Source organism: Candidatus Mycobacterium methanotrophicum (assembly GCF_023515995.1).
GTDB lineage: Bacteria > Actinomycetota > Actinomycetes > Mycobacteriales > Mycobacteriaceae > Mycobacterium > Mycobacterium methanotrophicum.
Genome location: NZ_CP097320.1, coordinates 2,363,289 through 2,386,781 on the forward strand (window position 1 = coordinate 2,363,289; position 23,493 = coordinate 2,386,781).

Genomic DNA, 23,493 nt, shown 5'->3' on the forward strand with positions numbered 1-23,493 from the left:
TCACCGACTAAGGAGAGACAAGTGACGGTCCGGGTAGGCATCAACGGCTTCGGCCGAATCGGACGCAACTTCTACCGGGCCTTACTTGCGCAGCAAGCCGAGGGCGCCAGCACCGACGTCGAGCTGGTAGCGGTCAACGACCTGACCGACAATGCGGCGCTGGCGCACCTGCTCAAGTTCGACTCAATCCTGGGCCGGCTGCCGTATGACGTCAGCCTGGAGGGCGAGGACACCATCGTCGTCGGCAACGCCAAAATCAAGTCGCTGGAGGTCAAGGAGGGTCCCGCCGCGCTGCCGTGGGGGGATCTGGGTGTGGATATCGTCATCGAATCCACCGGTCGGTTCACCGACGCCGCCAAGGCCAAGGGCCACCTGCAAGCCGGTGCCAAGAAGGTGATCATCTCCGCCCCGGCTACCGGTGCGGACGTCACCATCGTGCTCGGTGTCAACGACGAGGCGCACGACGGCAGCCAGCGGATCATCTCCATGGCCTCGTGCACCACGAACTGTCTGGCGCCGCTGGCCAAGGTGCTCAACGACGAGTTCGGCATCGTCAAGGGGCTGATGACCACCGTCCACGCCTACACCCACGACCAGAACCTGCAGGACGGCCCGCACAAGGACCTGCGCCGCGCCCGCGCCGCCGCGGTCAACATCGTGCCGACCTCGACCGGCGCGGCCAAGGCGATCGGCTTGGTGCTACCGGAACTGAAGGGCAAGCTCGACGGCTACGCGCTGCGGGTGCCGGTTGCCACCGGCTCGATCACTGATTTGACCGCCGAGTTGTCCAAGTCGGCCGGCGTCGAAGAGATCAACACCGCGTACAAGGCCGCCGCCGACGGTCCGATGAAGGGCATCCTGAAGTACTACGACGCGCCGATCGTGTCGACCGACATCGTCACCGACTCGCACAGCTCGATCTTCGACTCCGGGCTGACCAAGGTGATCGACAACCAGGCCAAGGTGGTGTCCTGGTACGACAACGAATGGGGCTACTCCAACCGCCTCGTCGACCTGGTCGCGCTGGTCGGCAAGTCGCTGTAGACCGTGAGCATTCCGAGCCTCGGCGACCTTCTCGCACAAGGGGTTTCGGGTCGCGGGGTGCTGGTGCGTTCCGACCTGAACGTGCCGCTGCACGACGGCGTCATCACCGATCCGGGCCGCATCATCGCCTCGGCGCCGACGCTGAAGGCGCTGGTCGACGGCGGCGCCAGGGTGGTGGTGACCGCGCATCTCGGGCGGCCCAAGGGCGAACCCGAATTGGCACTGTCGTTGGCGCCGGTCGCTGCGGCACTCGGTGAGCAGCTGGGCAGGGACGTGCAGTTGGCCGATGACGTCGTCGGCCGCGATGCGCGGGCCCGCGCGGAGCGTTTGACCGATGGGGATGTGCTGCTGCTGGAAAACGTCCGCTTCGATCCGCGGGAAACCAGCAAGGACGACGGTCAACGGCTGGCGTTGGCCAGGGAGCTCGCCGAATTAGTCGGGCCCACAGGTGCTTTCGTGTCCGACGGATTCGGGGTGCTGCACCGCAAGCAAGCCTCGGTCTACGACGTCGCGACGCTTCTGTCGCATTACGCCGGCACCCTGGTCGCCGAAGAGATCAGCGTGCTGCAGCGGCTGACCAGCTCGACGCGCCGCCCTTATGCCGTGGTGCTCGGGGGTTCGAAGGTCTCGGACAAGCTCGGTGTCATCGAGCAACTGGCCTTGCACGCGGACAGCATCCTCGTCGGCGGCGGCATGTGCTTCACCTTCCTTGCGGCAAACGGGATTTCGGTCGGCACCTCGTTGTTGCAGCCCGAGATGATCGACACCTGCCGACGGTTGCTGGACACCTACGCCGACGTGCTGCGGCTACCGGTGGACATCGTGGTTGCCGACAAGTTCGCCGCCGATTCGCCGCCGCAGGTCGTCGCCGCCGACGCGATTCCCGAAGGCAAGACGGGCCTGGACATCGGGCCCGGGTCGGTGACCCGGTTCGGCGCGCTGCTGTCGAACGCCGAGACTGTTTTCTGGAACGGCCCGATGGGGGTTTTCGAGTTCCCGGCGTACGCCGCGGGCACCAAGGGCGTCGCCGAAGCGATCGTCGAAGCGACCGCCAAGGGCGCGTTCAGCGTGGTCGGCGGCGGCGACTCCGCTGCCGCGGTGCGCGCGCTGGGCCTGCCCGAGGACGGCTTCTCGCACATCTCCACCGGCGGCGGGGCGTCGCTGGAATACCTCGAGGGCAAGACGTTGCCCGGTCTAGAAGTGCTGAGCACAGAAGATTAAGGACGCCGATGAGCCGCAAGCCGCTGATAGCCGGCAACTGGAAGATGAACCTCAACCACTTCGAGGCCATCGCGCTGGTGCAAAAGATCGCGTTCTCGCTGCCGGACAAGTACTACGACCGCGTCGACGCCGCGGTCATTCCGCCGTTCACCGATCTGCGCAGCGTGCAGACCTTGGTCGACGGCGACAAGCTGCGGCTGACCTACGGCGCCCAGGACATATCGCAGCACGACTTGGGCGCCTACACCGGCGAGATCAGCGGGGCGTTTCTGGCCAAGCTGGGCTGCAGCTACGTCGTTGTCGGGCACTCCGAGCGGCGCACCTACCACGGCGAGGACGACCCGCTGGTGGCCGCCAAGGCCGCCGCGGCGCTGCGGCACGAGCTGACCCCGATCGTGTGCATCGGCGAGCACCTGGACGTCCGGGAAGCCGGTGAGCACGTCAGCCACTGCCGAGAGCAGCTGCGCGGGTCGCTGGCCGGGCTCTCGGCCGAGCAGATCGACAAGGTCGTCATCGCCTACGAGCCGGTGTGGGCGATCGGTACCGGGCGGGTGGCCAGCGCCGCCGACGCCCAGGAGGTGTGTGCGGCGGTGCGCAAGGAGCTGGACGCACTGGCCTCGCCGCACATCGCCGAGACCGTCCGGGTGCTCTACGGGGGCTCGGTGAACGCCAAGAACATCGGCGACATCGTGGCCCAGGATGACGTCGACGGCGCGCTGGTCGGCGGCGCGTCGCTGGACGGCGAGCAATTCGCCACGCTGTCCGCGATCGCGGCCGGCGGACCGCTGCCGTAAGGAGCGGGGCTGGGCCGATGAAGCCGGCTCCGTTTCGATGTAAGCGAGGTAGCAGTGGACGCGATGAAGAAGACGCGTAATGCCTCCCACTACGTGATTGGTGACGATGTCGAGGTCACCGATGTCGATTTCGAAAGCGAAGCGGTCTTTGTCAATGGCGAGCGGCTGAATGATGAGCGCGTAAGTCAGATGGCCGAGGAGTCGGTGAGGCTTGCGCGCGAACGCGAAGCCAACCTTATTCCCGGAGGCAAGTCGCTGTCCGGCGGCACCGCGCACTCGCCGGCTGTGCAGGTGGTGGTTTCCGAAACCACGCACGCGAAGCTCAAGGAGCTTGCGAGCAGCCGGCGGATGAGCGTGTCCAAGCTGCTGCGTCCCGTGCTCGATGACTTCGTAGCGCGAGAAACGCGTAACGGCTGACGGGAGATTCTGTCGCGTCATTCTGGTCGGCGGTGCCTGGTTGGACGCCGCGCCGAAGGGTTTGCGCGACACCGCGGTCCTCGGCCAGGTCGAGCGCTTGCACGAACTCCTTGACGAATGGACCCCAGGGATCGGCGCGGACCGTGTTGGCGATGTTGCGCCAGTCCGGTAGTGAGCCCCTGTCGATTGCTGCCAGTAGGCCGTCGACGCCCCAGCTCGTCGGGGGCTCGGATGGGTCAGACGGTCAGGTTGCGGAACCTCAGTGCGCTCATGGGACTATCAGCTTGTCAGCATGGGCGTAGACAGCGAACGCAACAAACGATACCTTCCTACGTATATCTACGGAAAAACTTGTTTCAGCTTCGGTTCTTCTTACTGGCAGGGTGCCAGCCGCTAGCCGCCCGAGGGAATTTGGAGTTTGCGATAAATCATAAATAGCAGCCGTCGCATCGCAGAACGTGCCGGTCGGTGGGGTGTCTGCGCGGGCATAGTCGGCGCCGGGGTGGTAGCCGCCGTGATCGGGATGATGGGCGCACCTGCCGCCCATGCCGACACTGCCGACACGTCTGTCCCTTTCGCCCCGGTCACACCTGAAAGCTTGTTGAGCAGCAGCGCTGATAACTTGACCGACGCTAACACCAACTTGGGTCAGGCAGACTTGCCCGGTGAGCTCCAAGGGATGCTAGGCCCTCAAACAGGGGTCCTCGATAACGGCTTGAATGTAATAACTGAGTACGAGGAGATCCAAGCGTCGCTGGTGACGTCTGACGACAATTCCCTGGTAGACCTCGGCAATCTGCTGTTTCTCGCCGGTGACCAACAGCTTGAGCAAGCCAGCGGTGACGTGCTCTCCGCTACCCAAGTCTTCGATACCGCACCCTCAACGCTCACCGCGTTCGATTTGTTTTTGGCTGATGCCCAGCTAGGCGGGGCTGCCCTCGACCTCCTGATCCCCAACACCCTCGCAGGCTATGCTGACCAGCTCTTCGGGCTCGGGGGTGACGCGGGCGGCAGCGCCGCTGGCCTGGCTGATCTGTTTTCCCTCTTGTGATGCTTCGATCGGTTCGCTGCGCGCATCAGTGAGCCGGTAGCTGCAGATGGGTCGCGCAAAGTTGTCTGGTATCGCGACGGCGGCGACGGCCTTGCTCGCACTGGCTCCCGCGACCATGCCCCGCCTAGACGGCGCCGCCTTCGATTTCGCCACGTTCAGTGCGCCAGCCGACGACCCCGCACCGGACAGCGCCGCTAACCCGGAAAACCCGCTCGGCGCACAACCGACGCCGCGCCACAGACGACCGCCAGTGGCGGTTGGTCCGCCACTGGCGCCATTCGCCGCGCCACCGGTTGTACCGTGAAACAGCATTTGGCGGGCCGTTGCAGTTGACGGCGGGCCGAGGTGCCGTTTAGCTTAGCGACACCTGCACGACATACAGCTTCGTTACGGTCTGTCGACTGCACGGCACATCTAGCGCCCGGGGGAGGCAACAAATGGCTGGTCGCGACGGCGCCGACGGCAACCGGCGTCGGCTTGTCGTCATGGGCGGGGCCGTCGGCGCGTTCGCCGCCGCAGCGGCGATGGCGACCGGCTCGGCGCCGACCGCGAAAGCCGATATCGACAGCCTGCTCGACCCGATCATCCAACCGCTGATCACGTCGCTGAGCGACGCCGTCGCCGGTTTCGACCCCGCCGCCGGCACCGACGTCACCAGCTTCGGCGACAGCGTCCTGGCCAGCCTCAACGCGCTCGATCCCTCGGCCGCGGCGTCGTCGGCCGCAGAACCCGCGGCCACCGCCGCCTCGTCGACATCGGATGCCACCGCGGCCGCGGCGACGACAACGGACAGCTCCACATCGGGAACCTACGACGTTCCGATCACCGTCGCCGAGTACACCGAGCCGACCGTGCAGGCGACGGTCGACGGCGCGAACAACACGCTGCTTGTCGACACCGGATCCAGCGGCCTCGTGGTCCCGTGGCAAGACCTCGGGTCCAACGACTTCTCGGCGCTGGAAAACCTGTTCACCCTGGGCTCTCCCGCCGGCATCAGCGAAAGCGGCTACAGCGGCGGGGTGGACTACCTCTATTTGTCCTATGACAACGTGCCGGTCGACTACGCCACCGCCCCCGGCACCAGCGCCCTCGACACCACGACCCCCATCGATGTGGAGATCTTGTCCTGGCCGACATCCTCCACCGCGCCGAGTAGCTTCCAGGCCTTCCTTGCCGATGACCAGGTCACCGGCATCCTGGGCATCGGACCGACTGGCACGGAGCCGGGCACCAGCCCGTTGGAGGCGGCGGGCTTCACTGGTGTGACCGTCGACGTGCCCACGGGCTACCTGGTCGTCAGCGACACCAACGCGGGAACGCCCATCGGCCTGGCGGTGAGCGGGGCCCCGACCCCGACCAGTGACTTGACCGAAACCGTCACGAACAGCGCCGGGGCGACCGTGGATCACGCGTCGGTTTCCGACGACGTCGACTCCGGTGGTGTCTACGGGACCATCCCGTCATCCCTCGGCTCCGTGCCGGTCGACGACACGATTTCGGTTTACGACGGCACTACGGAGCTGTACTCCTACACCGTGACGGACAACGGTGCAGGCTACGCGCCGTCGGTGCTGCCGGCAGGCGACACCGTCTCAGGCGTGACCAGCATCGACAGCGGCTTCGCGCCGTTCGACGAAGAGCCGATCTACATCGACTACCCCGACGACACGCTGACCTTCGACTCGCCACCGTCGTAGCGGCGCGTTGACGCCGAAAATTCGCGTTCACACCCGAGTATGCGGGCACGTTGCGCGTGGTCGTTTCAGCCGGAGTCCGTCAGCCGGTGCGGCGGCCGCGGGGCTGGCGCCGGCCAGCCGGGTCAGGGCGCGCAGGGCCAACCGGGTGCGTTCCGATCCGGTCGCCGCTGGCTTGACTCGCGGGACGATGACCGGCGGCCACCGACACCACCGACAACCTGCGCCGATCCGTGGCGAATGAGGCAGATGCGGTTTTCTGCCGCGCCTGGCCCGACGAAGTCAGATCAGCGTGAGGTTGCTGACAAGTCGGATATCTACCCCCTGCGAGAAACTCGACCTCGTTTTCGATCGCTTAGATCGGCAGCTCTTTGGAGAGTGATCTGCGAATGGCTTATGGCGAGTTCTTGATAACAGTGCGGCCCGTCGCCGGTTCGCGGTGCTTACGCCCCGAGCCGGTCATCCGCCCGACGGGCAGCCCTGCCACGTCGCACTGGGTGACACCCGTTGGGCTGCCCCCTGGCGGCAGGGGGCTGGCGGGGTCCGTGGCGGCGGACGGCAGCGCCAGCGGACGGCAGCCGCCACGGCGTGGTCTCACGCATGCGCCGCTGCGCTGCGAGATGGTTAACTCCGGTGTCCCGGTGGGAACGTGCGGCGGATTGTTTGCTTGGGCAAGGCGGCGGCGACCCACGGCAAGCCAGCGGGGCACCGTGGGTGTTGGGCCATCACGGCGTGGATGAGGGTGCGGCGTGGGCCAACTTGCCGATCGCCTGGGCGGGTGGCACCGGGCTGGGATATCGGGGCTGGCTGATGATCCGGACGAAGGCGTTTTGGGTTATCGCGCACGATGCCCAGTCGAACGCGCCACGGCACCGCCGGCGACGTGCTCATCACCCGGGTGCGGCACTAGATTCCCGACGTGCCACGACGATCACGGCAGTGCTTCCTCGGCAGCCTTGCGCCGATCGCAGGCGGCTCGCCGCGGACCGGTAAGGTGTGGGCCATGGAATTGGCCCTGCAGATCACCCTGGTGGTGACCAGCATCCTGGTGGTCCTGCTGGTGCTGTTGCACCGTGCCAAGGGCGGTGGCCTGTCGACGCTGTTCGGCGGCGGGGTGCAGTCCAGCCTGTCCGGGTCGACGGTGGTGGAGAAAAACCTGGACCGGCTGACGTTATTCGTCGTCGGCATCTGGCTGGTGGCCATCGTCGGCATGGCGTTGCGGATCAAATACAACGTCTGACGTCGTGTGGATGCGCGCCTAACTATCGACGCCAATGTGCTACATAAGTGCTACTATCGTCCGATGAGTGAAACCGTCGGGATCCGCGAGCTACGTCAAAATGCCTCGGAAATAATCCACGCCGCCGAGGCCGGCCAGGCATTTCACGTCACCGTCCGCGGCAAAGACACCGGCGTTGTCATCGCTAAACAACCATCCACGCCCCCCGCTCAACGCCGACGAGGCGTCAGCCTGACCAAGATCGAACAGGCCAGCATCTATGCCCAGCCCACCCCTGCCGGCTACGAGGAGGCGATGCTGGAGATCGTCGAGCGCGGGCGAGACGAATCGGGGCGCGTCGGCGATCGCGACCGGTGAGAATCCACCTGGATACCAACCTGCTGATCAGCAAGCCCCGCTGGGAGCTTCTACCGCCCGGGGACCATGAATATCTGGTCTCAGCTCTGGTATTCGCTGAATTCGGTGAGGGCACAGCACATCCCGACCCTGACATCGCCGCGCAGGCCCGCATCGACCTCATACAGCACCGGTCTACCTACGGCGACGGCCTGCCGTTTGCTCAGCGTGAAGCCGACATCTACCGCGAACTCTGCTCCATCGCCGCCACCGCCGGACGGACTCCAGGAGGTAAGCGCCGCGTCGATTTGATGATCGCGGCGGTCGCCATCGGCGACGGCGCAGCCCTGGCCACCCGCAACACCTCCGATTTCGACGGACTGCAGCCACTCCTGCGCATCGTCGCACTCTGAGATTGGCGCGCGGGCTTGAAACCGGTTGCCGCCCAAGGCGAAACATCCGAGACCGATGATGTTTTCAGCGTGCAGTCGCTGCCGATCACATACAACGCCTGAGCCCACGAAAGGCGAACACGGCCAACCGCCCTGATACTAGAAGGTATGGTCGAAGCACCCGACTCGCTGGAGCCGATCGGCACCGTCCAACGCACCCGCACCGGGCGCGAAGCCACCGAGCCGATGCGCGAGGACATTCGGCTGCTCGGCGCAATTCTGGGCGACACGGTGCGCCAGCAGCACGGCGACGAGGTGTTCGCTTTGGTCGAGCGGGCCCGGGTCGAGTCGTTTCGGGTACGCCGCTCGGAGATCGAACGGGCCGAGGTCGCCGGCATGTTCGACGGCATCGACATTCACCAGGCGATCCCGGTGATCCGGGCGTTCAGCCACTTTGCGTTGCTGGCCAACGTCGCCGAGGACATCCACCGGGAACGCCGCCGCGCCATCCACCTGGCTGCGGGTGAACCGCCACAGGACAGCAGCCTGGCCGCCACCTACCGCAAGCTCGACGCGGCCGACCTGGACGCGGCGACCGTGGCACAGGCGCTGGCCGGCGCGCTGGTCTCGCCCGTGATCACCGCCCACCCCACCGAAACCCGCCGACGAACGGTGTTCGACACCCAGCACCGGATCACCCAGCTGATGCGGCTGCGGGCGCACGGGCACACCGAAACCGACGACGGCAGCGACATCGAACTGGAACTGCGCCGCCAGGTGCTGACGCTGTGGCAGACCGCGCTGATCCGGCTGTCGCGGCTGCAGATCTCCGACGAGATCGCCGTCGGGTTGAGGTACTACCAGGCCGCGTTCTTCGACGTGGTGCCGAAAGTCAACGCCGAGGTCCGCCAGGCGCTGCGCAGCCGCTGGCCCGACGCCGACCTGCTCCCCGAACCCATTCTGCGGCCCGGCTCCTGGATCGGCGGCGACCGCGACGGCAACCCGAACGTCACTGCTGGTGTCGTGCGCCTGGCCACCGGCAGCGCGGCCTACACCGCGTTGGGTCGATATGCCGCCGAGCTGACCGCTCTGGAGCAGGAGCTGTCGATGTCGGCACGACTGGTCGCCGTCAGCGACGCGCTGACGGCGCTGGCGGCCGGCCGCGACGACGGCGCCCGCGCTGACGAGCCGTACCGCCGGGCAGTGCGCGTGATCCGGGCCCGCCTCACCGCTACCGCCGCGCAGATCCTGGATCGCCAGCCGGCAAACCTGCTCGACCTCGGCCTGCCGCCATACGCGACGCCGGGGGAGTTACGGGCCGATCTCGACACCGTCGACGCGTCCCTGCGGGCGAACGGCTCCGCTTTGTTGGCCGACGACCGGCTGGCCCGATTACGGGAAGCCTTGCGCGTCTTCGGTTTTCACCTGTCCGGTCTGGACATGCGGCAGAACTCCGACGTTCACGAACAGGTGGTCGCGGAGTTACTGGCCTGGGCCGGAGCGCATCCCGACTACAGCTCGCTGGGCGAAGACGAACGGGTCAACATCCTGGCTGCTGAACTGAGCACCCGACGGCCGCTGACCGGGGACCGCGGCGAATTGTCGGAACTGGCCCGCGGCGAACTCGCCATCATCGAGGCGGCCGCTCGCGCGGTCGCCGCCTATGGCTCGCCCGCGGTACCCAACTACGTCATCTCGATGTGTCGTTCGGTCTCCGATTTGCTGGAAGCGGCGATCCTGCTGAAGGAATGCGGTCTGCTCGACGCCACCGGCAGCGAGCCGTATTGCCCGGTGGGCATCGTGCCGCTGTTCGAGACCATCGACGACCTGCGGCGTGGTGCATCGATTCTGGAAGCGGCACTGGACCTTCCGGTGTATCAGGGCATCGTGCGGGCCCGCGGCGACAGCCAAGAGGTGATGCTGGGCTACTCCGACTCGAACAAGGACGGCGGCTACCTGACCGCCAACTGGGCGCTGTACCGCGCCGAGCTCGACCTCGTGCAATCAGCACGCAAGACCGGAATCCGGTTGCGGCTCTTCCACGGTCGCGGCGGCACAGTGGGCCGCGGCGGCGGCCCCAGTTATCAGGCCATCCTTGCCCAGCCGCCGGGCGCGGTGAACGGCTCGCTGCGGCTGACCGAGCAAGGCGAAGTGATCGCCGCCAAATACGCCGAACCGCAAACGGCGCAACGCAACTTGGAGACCCTGGTGGCGGCTACCTTGGAGTCCACCCTGCTCGATGTCGAGGGTCTCGGCGACTCCGCCGGCCCGGCATACGAGATCCTTGACGAACTGGCCGACCGCGCGCAGCGTGCCTACACCGAATTAGTGCATGAGACGCCGGGGTTCGTCGACTATTTCCTGCAGTCCACACCGGTAAGCGAGATCGGGTCGATGAACATCGGCAGCCGCCCGACGTCGCGGAAACCGACGTCGTCGATCGCCGACCTGCGGGCGATCCCGTGGGTGCTGGCCTGGAGCCAGTCGCGGGTGATGCTGCCGGGCTGGTACGGAACCGGTTCGGCCGTCGAGAGCTGGATCGCCGACGGCGACGGGCGCGTCGAGGCGCTGCGTGACCTGTATCAACGCTGGCCGTTTTTCCAGACGGTGCTCTCGAACATGGCGCAGGTGCTGGCCAAGACGGACCTTGGCTTGGCGGCCCGCTACGCCGAGTTGGTGGGCGACGAACCGCTACGCCGCCGGGTGTTCGACAAGATCGCCGCCGAGCGTCAGCGAAGCATCAACGCGCACAAGCTGATCACCGGCCAGGACGACCTGCTGGAAGACAACCCGTCGCTGGCCCGTTCGGTGTTCAACCGTTTCCCGTACCTGGAACCGCTGAACCATCTACAGGTCGAGCTGCTGCGCCGCTACCGCGCCGGCGAGGACGATGAGCTGGTGCAGCGTGGAATTCTGCTGACCATGAACGGTCTGGCCAGCGCGTTGCGCAACAGCGGCTAGTGTTCTGCTGGTACGCCGCGCCGAGCGTGAAACTGTTGCGACTTTTTCGCCAAGATCTCGCAACAGCTTCACGTTCGGCGAGCGCCGCGGGGACGGTTGAGCGCCGCGGCTAACGTACGGTCCGATTGCGTAAGGCGTTCAGCACGTTGCGCACCGCGCGTTCGGTTACCGACAGCGGCGACATCACCGTCTCGCAGACGCCGACCATGTAGTCGATGCGCTCGACGATGGCCTCGACCGGCGCAACCAGCGTGACCAGCCGGCCCATCAAGTCGTCAATCCTGCTCAACGTGGCCTCGAAGCGGTCCAGGCCGTCGTCGAGGCGGTCCACGGCGCCGTTCAACCGGGAAAGTGAATCGTTGAGGTCGCCCAGGGTATCGCCCAGTCCGCCCAGCACGCCTTCGAGTCGCCCCACGGTGACATCGGCGTTCATCGCTGCCTGGGTAAGAGTCTTGATCCGCTGGCGCGGAGGGCGGCTGCCGGCGCTTTTATCTGCCATGCAGCTCATTATGGCTGTCGGCGGAACCCCGTGGATGGAATCGGCATCTGATCGGTATGGGATTCAGACACTGCGACCATCACCGGCCCGCCCAACCCGACATCATCCGACGGCTGCAGGAGTACGCCCGCGGCTACACCGATCGGCTGGCTGAGCGGCGGCGTTAGCTCCGAAGCTTGGCGGCGGCTTCGGTGTCGAGAAACCAGGCCGTGTCCTCGCGGCCGAGCGCGCCGGTCGCCGGCACCGACACCGGGTCGGCGCCGCCGATCGCCGCGGCCACCGCATCGGCTTTCTCTGCCCCGGACACCAACAGCCAGACCTGGCGAGACCGCTGAATTGCTGGCAGCGTCAAGGTGATTCGCAGTGGCGGCGGCTTCGGTGAATCCTCCACCCCGACCACCAGCCGGGTGGTCTCGCGCACGGCGGGGCTATCCGGGAACAGCGAATTGATGTGGCCTTCTGGCCCCATGCCGAGCAGATGGACGTCGAAATTGGGTGCGGAATCGCCCGGTTCGGCGTTCGCCGCCAAAAGCTGCTCATAGGACAATGCCGCGGCGGCAAGGTCACTGCCGAACTCGCCGTCGCGGGCGGGCATCGGATGCACGTTGCGGGCCGGGACGTCGATGTGGTCGAGCAACGCATCACGGGCCTGCTTGTCGTTGCGTTCGTCGTCGTCCTCGGCCACGTAACGCTCGTCACCCCAGAACAGGTGCACCTTGGTCCAGTCGACCCGCTGCCCTTGGGCGGCAAGGTGACTCATCAGCCGGTTGCCGTTGCCGCCGCCGGTCAGCACAACCAGCGCGCGTCCGCGAGCCGCCACTGAGGCGTTGATGACGTCGATCAACCGGTCGCCCGCCGCGGCGACCAGCCTGTCGCTGTCGGGGAACTTCTCCACCGTGGTGCTCATAGGTACTCCACTCGGTCGATGCCCTCGAGCGCTGAAAAGTAGTCACCGGGGGTGTATCCGGGCAGCCTGCTTTTGATCGCGGACAACCGATCGGCTCCGTTGGTTGCGTCGGTGATACGCCGAATTGGCAGCTGGCCCAATGGATCCTGGGCCGGCACAGCTGGGGCGATATCCGGCCACCATGCCGCCACCGGGATATCGGGAAGCAAGAAGGGTACGACCACGGTGCTGTTATGCCCGGCGAGTGGCCCCGAGAGCCGCAGCACCACCACCTCGCCGGCGCGCCGCTGTCGCCGCCGACCCGCAGTTGGGCGTCCAAATGGGCGTCGGCAGCATCGGCGTCCCCGGTCATCACCACGATCACCCGGCTGGGATGCTCGTGGCTGGCCGCGTCGGCCGCGTCGATGGGTTCTTCGAGCACCGCTTCGCTGTCCGGCGCGACGACCAAAGTCAGCACTCGGCCCAACGTCACTGCGCCGGACTTCGCGCGCAGTTCGTCGAGCTTCTTGTTGATCTCGTTGGTGCTGGTGTCCGGCAGCTCGTGGCCGGTACCACCTTCTTGCGGGCTAGATCGCCGGTGACGCCGAAGATCACTACGGCGCACGGCGCGGCAATTCGGGGCAGCCGTTTATCGCGCTTGTCCCGCAACGGGTTTTGCCGCTGCCCGACGTTGGCCCGGGTGGCGGCTGGACTCATTTGGCCGCGGAGTCAAGCTGAGTCTTGGTCTCCCTCAGCAGCTCATTCCAGGAATCCTCGAATTTCTGCACGCCTTCGTTCTCCAGTACCAGGAACACGTCGGCCAGATCGATTCCGACCGCCGCGAGCTTGTCGAAGACTTCATGAGCGGCCGCGGCAGTGCCGGTGACCGTGTCGCCGGTCACGACACCATGGTCGGCGACGGCATCAATTGTATTCTCCGGCATGGTGTTCACGGTATTCGGGGCGACCAGCTCGGTGACGTAGAGCGTGTCGGAATAGTCGGGATTCTTAACGCCGGTCGATGCCCACAGCGGCCGCTGTACCCGCGCGCCGTCGGCGTTGAGCTGTTCGAAGCGGTCGCCGCCGACGAAGACTTCCTGATATGCGGCGTAGGCCAGCCGGGCATTGGCCACGGCGGCCTGCCCCCGCAGCGCCAGCGCGTCGGTCGAGCCGATCTTTTCCAACCGCTTGTCGATTTCGGTGTCCACCCGTGAGACGAAAAACGAGGCGACCGAATGGATCTTGGAGATATCGTGGCCGGCCGCCTTGGCCGCCTGCAGCCCGTCGAGGTAGGCGTCCATCACCGCGCGATGGCGTTCGACCGAGAAGATCAGCGTGACGTTGACCGAAATCCCCTCCGCCAGAGTCGCGGTGATCGCAGGCAGGCCGGCCTTGGTCGCCGGGATCTTGATGAACAGGTTCGGCCGGTCGACGATCTTCCACAACTCGATCGCCTGCTTGACAGTTTTGTCGGTGTCGTGCGCCAGCCGCGGGTCGACTTCGATCGACACCCGGCCGTCGACCCCGTCGGAAGCCTGCCACTGTGGTGCGAGCACGTCGCAGGCGTTGCGGACGTCGTCGGTGGTCACCGTACGGACGGTGGCGTCTACATCGGCGCCGCGCTCGGCAAGCTCGGCGACCTGGGCTTCGTAGACGTCGCCCTTGGCCAGGGCTTTCTGGAAGATCGTGGGATTGGTGGTGACACCGACGACGCTCCTGGTGTCGATCAGTTCCTGAAGGTTGCCGGACTGCAGGCGCTGTCGCGACAGGTCGTCCAGCCACACGGATACGCCCGCGGCGGACAGCGCGGCGAGGTTGGGATTCTGAGTCATCGAGTTCCTTCTTCTTGTTGTCGATTGTTCGTTCGGCGGCTAGTTGTCGATTGTTCGTTCGGCGGCGTCGACGACGGCTTCCGGGGTAAACCCGAATTCGCGGAACAAGGTCTTGTAATCGGCGGATTCCCCGTAGTGCTCGATCGATACAATCTCGCCTGCGTCGCCGACCAGCTTGTGCCAACTCTGCGCGACGCCGGCCTCGACGGCGACCCGGGCCGACACCGACGGCGGCAACACGCTGTCGCGGTATTCGTAGGGCTGCGACTCGAACCATTCGACGCACGGCATCGATACCACGCGCGCAACAATGTCCTTGCCCGCCAACAGCTTTTGCGCCTCGACAGCCAACTGGACCTCGGAGCCGGTGGCGATCAGAACGACGTCTGGCTCGTCATTGCCGTCGTCGCCCAATATGTATCCCCCCCTGGCTACCCCCTCGGCGTTGGTGCCCTCCAGCACCGGCACGCCTTGTCGGGTCAGGATGAGGCCCACCGGACCGCTGCCGTTGCCTCGAGCCAAGATCGTGCGCCAGGCGTATGCGGTTTCGTTGGCGTCGGCGGGACGGACCACCGAGAGCTTGGGGATGGCGCGCAGCGCCGCCAAATGCTCGATGGGCTGGTGGGTGGGTCCGTCTTCGCCGAGTCCGATCGAATCGTGGGTCCACACGTAGATGGTGTCGATATCCATCAGCGACGCCAGTCGCACCGACGGGCGCATGTAGTCGGAGAATTGCAGGAAGGTGCCGCCGTAGGCGCGGGTCGGGCCGTGCAGCACGATGCCGGACAAGATCGCACCCATCGCGTGTTCGCGGATACCGAAGTGCAGCGTGCGGCCATACCAGTCCGCTGTGTAGTCTTTTGTCGAAATCGACGGCGGGCCAAACGATTTGACATTGTCCATGGTGGTGTTGTTGCTGCCCGCTAGGTCGGCCGAGCCGCCCCACAGCTCGGGGAGCTTCGGGCCCACCGCGTTCAGCACTTTGCCGGACGCGGCGCGGGTGGCCAGCGCCTTGTCACCCGGTTCCCAGTGCGGGATGTCGGCGTCCCAGCCGTCGGGCAACTTTTCGGCGGTCAGCCGGTCCAGCAGCGCCTTGCGTTCGGGTTCGCGCTGCGCCCAGGCCTCGAATTCGGGGCGCCACTTGGCGTGTGCTTTTCTGCCCCGCTCCACCAGCTTGCGGGTGTGGGCGAGAACGGCGTCGCGCACCTCGAACGCCTTGTCGGGATCGAAGCCCAGGATCTTCTTGACCGCGGCCACCTCGTCGTCGCCGAGGGCCGCGCCGTGCGCCTTACCGGTGTTCATCAGGTTCGGCGCCGGGTAACCGATGATGGTGCGCAGCTCGATAAATGACGGCCGGTCGGTGACGGCCTTGGCGTTGGCGATGGCTTCCTCGATACCCACCACGTTTTCGCCGCCCTCGACGCGCTGCACGTGCCAGCCGTAGGCCTCATACCGGGCGGCGGTGTCCTCGCAGAGCGCGATGTTGGTGTCGTCCTCGATCGAGATCCGGTTGTAGTCGTAGAACACGATGAGGTTGCCAAGCTGCTGGACCGCGGCAAGCGACGACGCCTCGGAGGTAACGCCTTCTTCGATGTCGCCGTCGGAGGCGAGCACATAGATGTAGTGGTCGAATGGACTTGTGCCCCAGGCAGCGTCCGGATCGAACAGGCCGCGTTCATAGCGCGAGGCCATCGCCATGCCCACCGACGACGCCAGACCTTGGCCCAGCGGTCCGGTGGTGATCTCCACACCCTTGGTGTGCCGGAATTCCGGGTGGCCGGGAGTCTTCGATCCCCAGGTGCGCAGCGACTCGATGTCGGATAGCTCCAAGCCGAATCCACCCAGGTAGAGCTGGATATACAAGGTCAGGCTGCTGTGCCCGCAGGACAGCAGGAACCGATCGCGGCCCAACCAGTAGGTGTCGCTGGGGTCGTGGCGCATGGTGCGCTGAAACAGCGTGTAGGCCAGCGGGGCCAGACTCATCGCCGTCCCCGGATGGCCGTTGCCCACCTTCTGGACGGCGTCAGCGGCCAGCACCCGGGCAGTGTCGACGGCGACCGAATCGATCTCGGTCCAGTCATCGGGAAGGTGGGGGCGGGTGAGGGTGGAGATGTCTTCGAGTGCTGTCACGAGGGCCCTCCGGTCGACAGAGTGATCGGATTCCACCCTAATGCATTTCCACCCTAATGCCTAATGCCGGACCCTGAGTCGATGCAGATCCGGTAGCGGGTGAACCCCGGGGAAATTGTTGTGAATTGACCCTGGACGACGACCGGTGCAGGGCGGCGGTCTACCATCGCCTGTAGTAGAAGCTGCATGCTGCTGTGATCCGAGGAGCTGCGCTGCTGTGATCCGAGGAGCTATTGCGTGAGCATTCGCGAGCGCGTTGCGCCGAGTCGAGTCAGCACCAGATTGCTGGCTTATCTGGCGCTGACCAAGCCGCGAGTCATTGAGCTGTTGCTGGTCACCGCCATCCCGGCGATGTTGTTGGCCGATCGCGGCACGGTGAACCCGCTGCTGATCCTGGATACCCTGATCGGCGGGATGCTGGCCGCCGGCGGCGCCAACACGCTGAACTGTGTGGCCGACGCCGACATCGACAAGCTGATGAAGCGGACTGCCCGACGACCGCTGGCGCGGGCTGCCGTGCCGACCAGGAACGCCCTGGTGTTCGGTCTGGTGCTGAGTATCGGCTCATTCTTCTGGTTGTGGTGGACAACCAACCTGCTCTCGGGGCTGCTGGCGGTGGCCACGATCGCGTTTTACGTGTTCGTCTACACGCTGTTGCTCAAACGCCGCACCTCGCAGAACGTCGTGTGGGGTGGGGCGGCGGGTTGTATGCCGGTGATGATCGCCTGGTCGGCTGTCACCGGCACGATCGGATGGCCGGCACTGGTGATGTTTGCGATCATCTTCTTCTGGACGCCGCCGCATACCTGGGCGCTGGCCATGCGGTACAAGGACGACTACAAAGCGGCGGGTGTGCCGATGCTGCCGGCCGTTGCCACCGAGCGTCAGGTCACCAAGCAGATCGTGGTGTACACCTGGCTGACGGTGGCTGCCACGCTGGCGCTGGCGCTGGCAGCCGGCTGGCTGTACACCGCGGTGGCGACGGCGGCCGGGGCGTGGTTCCTGGCGATGGCCCATCAGCTCTACGCCGGTGTGCGCCGCGGTGAGCCGGTCAAGCCGCTGCGGCTGTTCTTGCAGTCGAACAACTACCTGGCGGTGGTGTTCTGCGCGTTGGCACTCGACTCGGCGATGGCGCTGCCGACCCTGCTCCACGTCTGATCCTTAACGCCACGTCCTAGACCTGCGAATACCCCCTACCCGGCCGGGGTCTTGTCACTACGACACAGCGTCGTATTGAATGCCCGACGTGATCTCGCCGGCGTGGATGGCTTCACCGCCGGAGGTGCACTCGGCGTTGCTGAGCAGCGGCCCCGGGCCCGGGTCGCTGACGGCCGCGGCCGGCGCGTGGAACTCGTTGAGCACCGGATACGCGTCAGTCGCAGAGGAACTCGCCGCGCTCTTGGCGGCGGTTCAGGCTGGGGCCTGGGAAGGGCCCAGCGCCGAGCGGTACGTGGCGGCGCACCTGCCCTTTTTGGCGTGGCTGGTGCAGGCCAGCGCCAAAAGCGCTTCGATGGCGGTCCAGCATGAGGCCGCGGCCACCGCCTACACCGCGGCATTGGCCGCGATGCCGACCTTGCCGGAGCTGGCCGCCAACCATACGGTCCACGGCGTGTTGCTGGCGACGAATTTCTTTGGCATCAACACGGTTCCGATCGCGCTCAACGAGGCCGACTATGCGCGGATGTGGATCCAGGCCGCCACCACGATGAGCACCTATGAAGCGGTCTCCGATGCCGCGGTGGCCTCGGCCCCGCGGACCGATCCGGCCCCGCAGATCGTCAGTTATGCCCGCCCCGCCGATGGCGAGTTCGGTGGCGGGGGCGATAACGGGATGTTGCCCATCATCGACAATGACGCCGGTGATCCCTACGCCTTGAGTTGGTGGATAAATCGATTGCTCGAAGTTCCCCAAACGTTGTGGAGAGACGTCGAGTTAATTGCGAAGCATCCGGCCCAGGGGTTCACGCAGCTGTTCGCCGACATCGGGGGACTGGCATCAGACGAGTTCGGCCACGCGCTCCAAGCCGTCGAGTACTTCCCTCAACTGCTGGCGCTTCCGTTGGCCGTGCCGGCCGCAGCCGCGGGAGGCGTTGCGGGCCTGGGCGGGCTGGCCGGGATCCAGGTGGAAGCCGCCACGGCGCCCGCCGTGTCGCCGCCCGTACCGACGCCTCAGCCGCACGGTTTGCCGTTGGCGGCGAATAGCCCTGCTGCAATGGGTTTTTCGACTTCCCCTGGCACCACAACGGCGTCTGCTCCTGCGCCGAGCGCGACCAGTGTGGTCAGTTCGGCGGCGACGCCGACGCCGGCTGGGGGTGGGGCGGGCTTTGTGCCGCCCTACGCGGTGGGGCCGCCTGGCATCGGAGTCGATTCGGGGATGAATTCGCGCGCCAGCTCCGGCGCCAAGAAGAAGGGATCCGAGCCGGAGGCTGCCGCGGCAGCCGCTGTCGCGGCAGCCGCGCAGGTACACCGACGGACGCGGCAGCGACGGCGGGCGGCGATGCGCGCGAATGGTCACGAATTCATGGAAGCGCATACCAATGTCGATCCAGATTGGGGCGTGCCGGACTCGCCGAGCTCTGATCGGGGCGCTGGGCCACTGGGCTTCGCCGGCACAGTAGGCAAGGAGACCGCGCCTGCGGCGGCGGGCTTGACCACGCTGGCCGATGATGAATTCGGCAGTGGCCCGCAAATACCGATGCTGCCGAATAGCTGGGATCGCGCGGGCAAGCCTGCAGGCTGCCACGAGTAGAAACGTCAAGGCTGCTACGCGTGTCGCGGAGTGGGCCTATCGGGCACTCGCTTTGCTTGGATCGCGCGACGAGTTGCGCTGTTCGGCACCTGGTCGGCCGCAAGTTTTAGAATCCGCGGTCCTGTGGTAGTTATCGTGGAAAATCATATTCATCTCAGCCCCGCTCGGGGCTCGTTGACGGCCTGGAAACCAGGCCAGGCCGGCAGGGGCGGAGAGCACGTGTGATGCAGCAACGCTTTTCGGGCGTCGACGTGGAGCTCTCGTTGGCCTGGCTGCTTCAGCCGCTCTCCGTCGAAACCTTTCTCGACGAGATCTGGTCTCAAACCCATCACCACGTCAAGCGAGGCTGCCCAGGCTATTTCGATGGTCTGCTGCCTGGCCCCTCGACGGTCGACGAATTGCTGGAGTTGTTTCGCCGCGAGCCGTCAGCGGTGCGGCTGGTAAAGGGCAGAGACAAAAAGGGCTCCGACAACTACCGGCTCGTTGATGGCAGCCTCGATGTTGTCGCTATCCGCCGGGAGTTCGCCGACGGCTACACAATCGTGTTGGACGGCGTCGAGCAATACGTGCGCGCGGTCGGGGCGTTGGCCCGCTCGATCGAGGTCGAGCTGAACTTTCCAATACAGGTCAACACCTACATCACGCCACCGGCTCAGACCGGGCTGGCTGCCCACTACGACGACCACGACGTGTTGATCGCGCAGGTCCAGGGCTCCAAAATCTGGCAGTTGTACCTCGGCGCCGACCGCCCGCCGCGCGAGATCCAGCGTGAGAAGGACAAAGCCGTCGCCATCGCGGGCCTTCCGCCGCCCACCGATTCGCGCCTGGAAGCCGGCGACGTGCTGTACGTGCCACGCGGTCGCGTTCATTCCGCCGAGACAACCGCAGAGCAATCCATCCACCTGACCGTCGGAATCCACGCACCGACCGTGCTCATGCTCGCCATCGGAGCGCTTTACTCGCAGAGCTGGCGCGATGACCGGCTGAACGCGCGTGTACCGCCACGGCATCTCGACGATGCCGAGTTGGATGCGACGCTACGCGCTCTGGTGCGGGAAACTGTTGGAACAGTTGAGGATCCGGGCGCGATGGCTGGTGGTCTGGGTCTACTGGCGGATGTCTTGGTCCGGCGCGGCAGATGCCCGCCAGTCGGAAAGGTCGCGGACGCCCACGCACTTGACGGGCAAACGCGGGTGGTGAAGTACCAACCGCTCTATTCGCGCGTGAAAGCCGTTGAGGACGGCGTTGCCCTTCAGTTCGCCGGCTTGTCCACGACCGCCGCTGCCGACCACGAAGCAGCACTGCGGTTCATCTCCAGGACTACCGAGCCGTTTCGGGTCAGTGAGTTGCCAGGCCTGCGTGCGGCGCAGCAGACCGACTTGGTCCGAACCCTGATCGTGAGCGGATTTCTCGTCCGGCTGCCCGACTGATGGAACTCGCTGACCTGGCGCGGTGGACGCCGATCAGATTCGACCTTTCCGGACCCGTACCGATGGTCGACTGGGCCGATCTTTCGGCGGAACGCTTCGTCGAACCGTTTTTCGACCAGACCGTCGCCCGTTGGGCCACCGGCCCGCACGCCAAGCCGCTCGTCAGGACCGGACTCGACGCGCTCCTCGCTCTTGATGGCGAGCCGTCGCTCGAGCCGGCGGGCATGATCTTTCACCTCCCGCGATGCGGGTCCACGCTGGTGTCCCGACTTCTGGGCACGCTTCCGGGCGTGATCGTCGTGGCCGAGCCGTCCCCGCTCAACGCGCTTCTCGGGCTCGACCCCGATCGGGTCGAGCCAGCCACACTGGTCCGGTTGGTGCGGCTTTTGGTGCGGGCGCTGGGCAGATGCCGACACGGCGACGAACACCACCTGGTGCTCAAGTGCACCAGCTGGAACATCCGCCGCCGGGAAATCCTCGCCGCCGCCTTTCCCGACACGCCGTGGGTCTGGGTCCAGCGCGATCCGGCGCGCGTCCTGGCCTCGCTCCTGGCTACGCCGCCGGGCTGGCTTGGGCTCCAGGCGGTGCCCCCGCAGACTGCGCGGATCTTCGGTCTCGATCCGGTGGCGGTTCCGGCGAGGGCGCGCGTCGAGTTCGGGGCCCGCGCGCTGGGCGCCATGCTGGCGGCGGCCGCGGTGGACCCTGTAGGGCGCCTGTCGATCGACTACGCCGACCTGCCCACCGCGACCTGGCAGTGGGTGGCCCCCCATTTCGGGCTTGCGAACGACGCTGCGGCAATCGAACGCATGACCGAAGAGTCCCGGTTCTACTCCAAGGAAGCAGCGCCCCGGGTCTTTGACGGGAATGCCTCCGAGCGGCGCCTGATGACCGATGCGATGCGTAAGGCCGCCGAGCGCTTCGCCGAGCCCGGCTATCGCGCGCTCGCATCGCATCAGTAAAGCGGCTGGCCCGCTCGCGCACCGACACGAGGCCATGGAGTTCCTAATCTCGCGGCCATTGTGGTATTCAAAAGAGACGGGACTATTGGCGCCAATTATCGTTTGCGTCATGACATGTTGCCGCCGCTTTCGGCTCACCGCCGCGGTGGTCGTGGCGCTGATCTGCGGTCTGGTCGCCTGCGGCTCAGAGCGAGGCGGTCAATCGAGATCGACCGCGAGCGCTGGTGCTGTAGCAGCGGCCGGTGGTAGTGCGGCACCGCCGCCGTGTCCGGGCGCACCGGTGGACGTTGCGGTCAGTGTCGATCAGTGGGCAGACATTGTCTCTCAGCTCGGCGGCGCATGCGCTCAGGTGAAGACGGTGCTGGTCAGTTCGTCAGTGGACCCGCACGACTACGAACCGTCACCACGCGACGCGGCGTCGTTTTCCGGTGCGAGACTGATCGTGGTCAACGGCGCGGATTACGATCCCTGGGCATCAAAGCTGGCGGCGATTTCCGCGCCGGTGGCACCGGTCGTCAGCGCAGCCGAAGTCACGAGAACAGCCGACGGAGCTAACCCGCACCTGTGGTACAGCCCGTCGGCGGTCACCGCCGTCGCCGACGCGGTCAGCGCCGAGCTGAGCAAGATCGATCCGCGGATGCAGGCGTACTTCACCGGGCGGCGTTCGGCGTTCAGCACAACGCTGCAGCCCTACACCCGCCTGATCGACACCATCAAGGTGCACGCTGCAGGCAAGTCCTACGCCGCCACGGAGGGAATCTTCACCTACATGGCCGACGCGCTCGGGCTGGTCAACAAGACCCCGCAGGGTTACCAACAGGCCGCGGCCAGCGAATCCGATCCGTCTCCAGCTGACCTTCAAGCGTTCCTTGACGCGTTGGCCGGCCACCGGATCGATGTGCTGATCTACAACCCGCAGACCGAGGGCTCAATACCCGACCAGATCCGCGTCGCCGCCGAGCGAGCCAATGTCCCGGTGGTAACCGTTACGGAGACCGTTCCACAAGACCAGACGACATTTGCGGGCTGGCAGGACACCCAACTCACTAAGTTGGCGAAGGCGCTCGGTGTCCCGCTCTGAGGTCCACGCCGATCCCACCGCGCTGCGGTTTTGTGATGTCAGCGCGGTGCGTGGCGGGCGGCTGATCTGGTCGCAGGCCTCCTTCGAGGTGCCCGCCGGCGGCATCGTTGCGGTCATCGGCGCCAACGGGTCGGGCAAGACAACTCTGCTCCAGATGATTCTCGGTTTGATTCCCGTGCCATCGGGGCAGCTGCGGGTTTTCGGCCGGCGACCCGGCGCAGACAACCGCATCGGGTACGTCCCTCAGGACTACGCGGCCAGCGCTGGAGAAGCGATCCGCGCTGCCGACGCCGTACTGCTGGGCTTGACCGGTCATCATTGGGGGTTGAGGCGGATCACCACCGCGCAACGACGCCAGGTTCGGCAGACCTTGGACGCCGTCGGGGCTGGCGGCTTCGCTAACAAGCGACTGGCCACACTGTCGGGCGGGCAACGGCAGCGTGTGGCTATCGCCGAGGCGCTGGTGGACTCGCCGCGCATGCTGATCCTCGACGAGCCCCTGGCTTCGCTGGACCTGCGCAGCCAGCGCGAGATGGTTCTCCTGCTGTCCCGGTTGCACGGCGAACTGGGCATGACCATCCTCGTGGTTGCTCATGACCTCAATCCGCTGCTGCCCATCCTGGACAGCGCGATCTATCTGCTCGACAAGCACGCTCACCACGCGCCGATTGCCGACGTGGTCGATGACGTGTTGTTGACCGATCTCTACGGCACACCCATCCGGGTCACGCACACGCCGCACGGCGAGTTGTTTATGAGGAGTGCTCTGTGACAGCA

Annotated in this window: 20 protein-coding genes and 3 pseudogenes; 16 read left to right on the plus strand and 7 right to left on the minus strand. The window is 66.0% G+C overall.

Translation table 11 applies throughout. The features are described from left to right. Positions 1-21: 21 nt before the first annotated feature. From gap to M5I08_RS12475, 6 genes are all read left to right on the plus strand, one after another. Positions 22-1,044, plus strand: a complete 1,023-nt coding sequence (gene gap, locus M5I08_RS12450) for a type I glyceraldehyde-3-phosphate dehydrogenase (protein WP_219066881.1) — start codon at positions 22-24, stop codon at positions 1,042-1,044. Positions 1,045-1,047: 3 nt separating this feature from the next. Then, on the plus strand, positions 1,048-2,265 hold the full coding sequence (locus tag M5I08_RS12455) for a phosphoglycerate kinase (RefSeq protein ID WP_219066880.1): 1,218 nt from the start codon (positions 1,048-1,050) through the stop codon (positions 2,263-2,265). A gap of 8 nt (positions 2,266-2,273) precedes the next feature. Further along, a complete protein-coding gene (gene tpiA / locus M5I08_RS12460; RefSeq protein ID WP_219066879.1) occupies positions 2,274-3,059 on the plus strand; it encodes a triose-phosphate isomerase in 786 nt (261 codons plus the stop codon). Positions 3,060-3,122: 63 nt separating this feature from the next. Then, positions 3,123-3,476 (plus strand): DNA-binding protein, encoded by a 354-nt coding sequence (locus tag M5I08_RS12465; RefSeq protein WP_219066922.1) that lies wholly within the window; start codon positions 3,123-3,125, stop codon positions 3,474-3,476. 502 nt (positions 3,477-3,978) lie between these two features. Beyond that, entirely contained in the window at positions 3,979-4,527 is a 549-nt protein-coding gene (locus tag M5I08_RS12470) for a hypothetical protein (protein WP_219066878.1), read from the plus strand. A 437-nt stretch (positions 4,528-4,964) separates the two neighbouring features. Continuing rightward, complete coding sequence (locus M5I08_RS12475) at positions 4,965-6,224, plus strand: hypothetical protein (RefSeq protein WP_219066877.1); 1,260 nt, start codon at positions 4,965-4,967, stop codon at positions 6,222-6,224. Positions 6,225-6,967: 743 nt separating this feature from the next. Here the strand turns inward: M5I08_RS12475 and M5I08_RS12480 are convergent. Continuing rightward, a pseudogene (locus tag M5I08_RS12480) lies at positions 6,968-7,075 on the minus strand (VapC toxin family PIN domain ribonuclease); the annotation flags it as partial. A 149-nt stretch (positions 7,076-7,224) separates the two neighbouring features. On the opposite strand from M5I08_RS12480, the gene secG reads away from it, so the two are divergent. The 4 genes from secG to ppc all read left to right on the plus strand — a co-directional run bounded on the left by secG (position 7,225) and on the right by ppc (position 11,150). Further along, complete coding sequence (gene secG, locus M5I08_RS12485) at positions 7,225-7,461, plus strand: preprotein translocase subunit SecG (RefSeq protein ID WP_219066876.1); 237 nt, start codon at positions 7,225-7,227, stop codon at positions 7,459-7,461. Between the two features lie 63 nt (positions 7,462-7,524). Continuing rightward, entirely contained in the window at positions 7,525-7,818 is a 294-nt protein-coding gene (locus tag M5I08_RS12490) for a type II toxin-antitoxin system Phd/YefM family antitoxin (protein ID WP_219066875.1), read from the plus strand. Next, positions 7,815-8,210 (plus strand): PIN domain-containing protein, encoded by a 396-nt coding sequence (locus M5I08_RS12495; RefSeq protein WP_219066874.1) that lies wholly within the window; start codon positions 7,815-7,817, stop codon positions 8,208-8,210. The genes M5I08_RS12490 and M5I08_RS12495 overlap by 4 nt, the downstream gene beginning before the upstream one ends. Before the next feature lie 147 nt (positions 8,211-8,357). Then, entirely contained in the window at positions 8,358-11,150 is a 2,793-nt protein-coding gene (ppc, locus tag M5I08_RS12500) for a phosphoenolpyruvate carboxylase (RefSeq protein ID WP_219066873.1), read from the plus strand. 109 nt (positions 11,151-11,259) lie between these two features. Here ppc and M5I08_RS12505 read toward each other — a convergent pair whose 3' ends face one another. From M5I08_RS12505 to tkt, 6 genes and pseudogenes are all read right to left on the minus strand, one after another. After that, positions 11,260-11,658 carry an ATPase gene (locus tag M5I08_RS12505; RefSeq protein WP_219066872.1) on the minus strand — a complete coding sequence of 133 codons (399 nt, stop codon included), beginning with the start codon at positions 11,656-11,658 and terminating at the stop codon, positions 11,260-11,262. Between the two features lie 154 nt (positions 11,659-11,812). Then, entirely contained in the window at positions 11,813-12,556 is a 744-nt protein-coding gene (gene pgl / locus M5I08_RS12510; protein ID WP_219066871.1) for a 6-phosphogluconolactonase, read from the minus strand. 41 nt (positions 12,557-12,597) lie between these two features. Next, positions 12,598-13,094: pseudogene (locus M5I08_RS12515) on the minus strand (glucose-6-phosphate dehydrogenase assembly protein OpcA); the annotation flags it as partial. A gap of 5 nt (positions 13,095-13,099) precedes the next feature. After that, positions 13,100-13,252, minus strand: a pseudogene (locus tag M5I08_RS26815) (hypothetical protein); the annotation flags it as partial. Further along, complete coding sequence (gene tal / locus M5I08_RS12520; protein WP_219066870.1) at positions 13,249-14,367, minus strand: transaldolase; 1,119 nt, start codon at positions 14,365-14,367, stop codon at positions 13,249-13,251. The gene tal and the pseudogene M5I08_RS26815, both read right to left, overlap by 4 nt. A gap of 39 nt (positions 14,368-14,406) precedes the next feature. Further along, positions 14,407-16,497, minus strand: coding sequence for a transketolase (gene tkt, locus M5I08_RS12525; protein ID WP_219066869.1), 2,091 nt, complete (start codon positions 16,495-16,497; stop codon positions 14,407-14,409). A 237-nt stretch (positions 16,498-16,734) separates the two neighbouring features. Between tkt and M5I08_RS12530 the strand changes: the two genes are divergently transcribed. From M5I08_RS12530 to M5I08_RS12555, 6 genes are all read left to right on the plus strand, one after another. Then, entirely contained in the window at positions 16,735-17,655 is a 921-nt protein-coding gene (locus tag M5I08_RS12530) for a heme o synthase (RefSeq protein WP_219066868.1), read from the plus strand. Between the two features lie 88 nt (positions 17,656-17,743). Further along, complete coding sequence (locus tag M5I08_RS12535) at positions 17,744-19,246, plus strand: PPE family protein (RefSeq protein WP_219066921.1); 1,503 nt, start codon at positions 17,744-17,746, stop codon at positions 19,244-19,246. Positions 19,247-19,470: 224 nt separating this feature from the next. Then, entirely contained in the window at positions 19,471-20,676 is a 1,206-nt protein-coding gene (locus M5I08_RS12540; RefSeq protein WP_219066867.1) for a cupin domain-containing protein, read from the plus strand. Next, positions 20,676-21,635, plus strand: a complete 960-nt coding sequence (locus M5I08_RS12545) for a sulfotransferase family protein (protein WP_219066866.1) — start codon at positions 20,676-20,678, stop codon at positions 21,633-21,635. The genes M5I08_RS12540 and M5I08_RS12545 overlap by 1 nt, the downstream gene beginning before the upstream one ends. Before the next feature lie 109 nt (positions 21,636-21,744). Next, positions 21,745-22,716 (plus strand): metal ABC transporter solute-binding protein, Zn/Mn family, encoded by a 972-nt coding sequence (locus tag M5I08_RS12550; RefSeq protein WP_219066865.1) that lies wholly within the window; start codon positions 21,745-21,747, stop codon positions 22,714-22,716. Continuing rightward, positions 22,703-23,488, plus strand: a complete 786-nt coding sequence (locus tag M5I08_RS12555) for a metal ABC transporter ATP-binding protein (RefSeq protein WP_219066864.1) — start codon at positions 22,703-22,705, stop codon at positions 23,486-23,488. Before M5I08_RS12550 ends, M5I08_RS12555 begins: the two co-directional genes overlap by 14 nt. Positions 23,489-23,493: the final 5 nt, after the last annotated feature.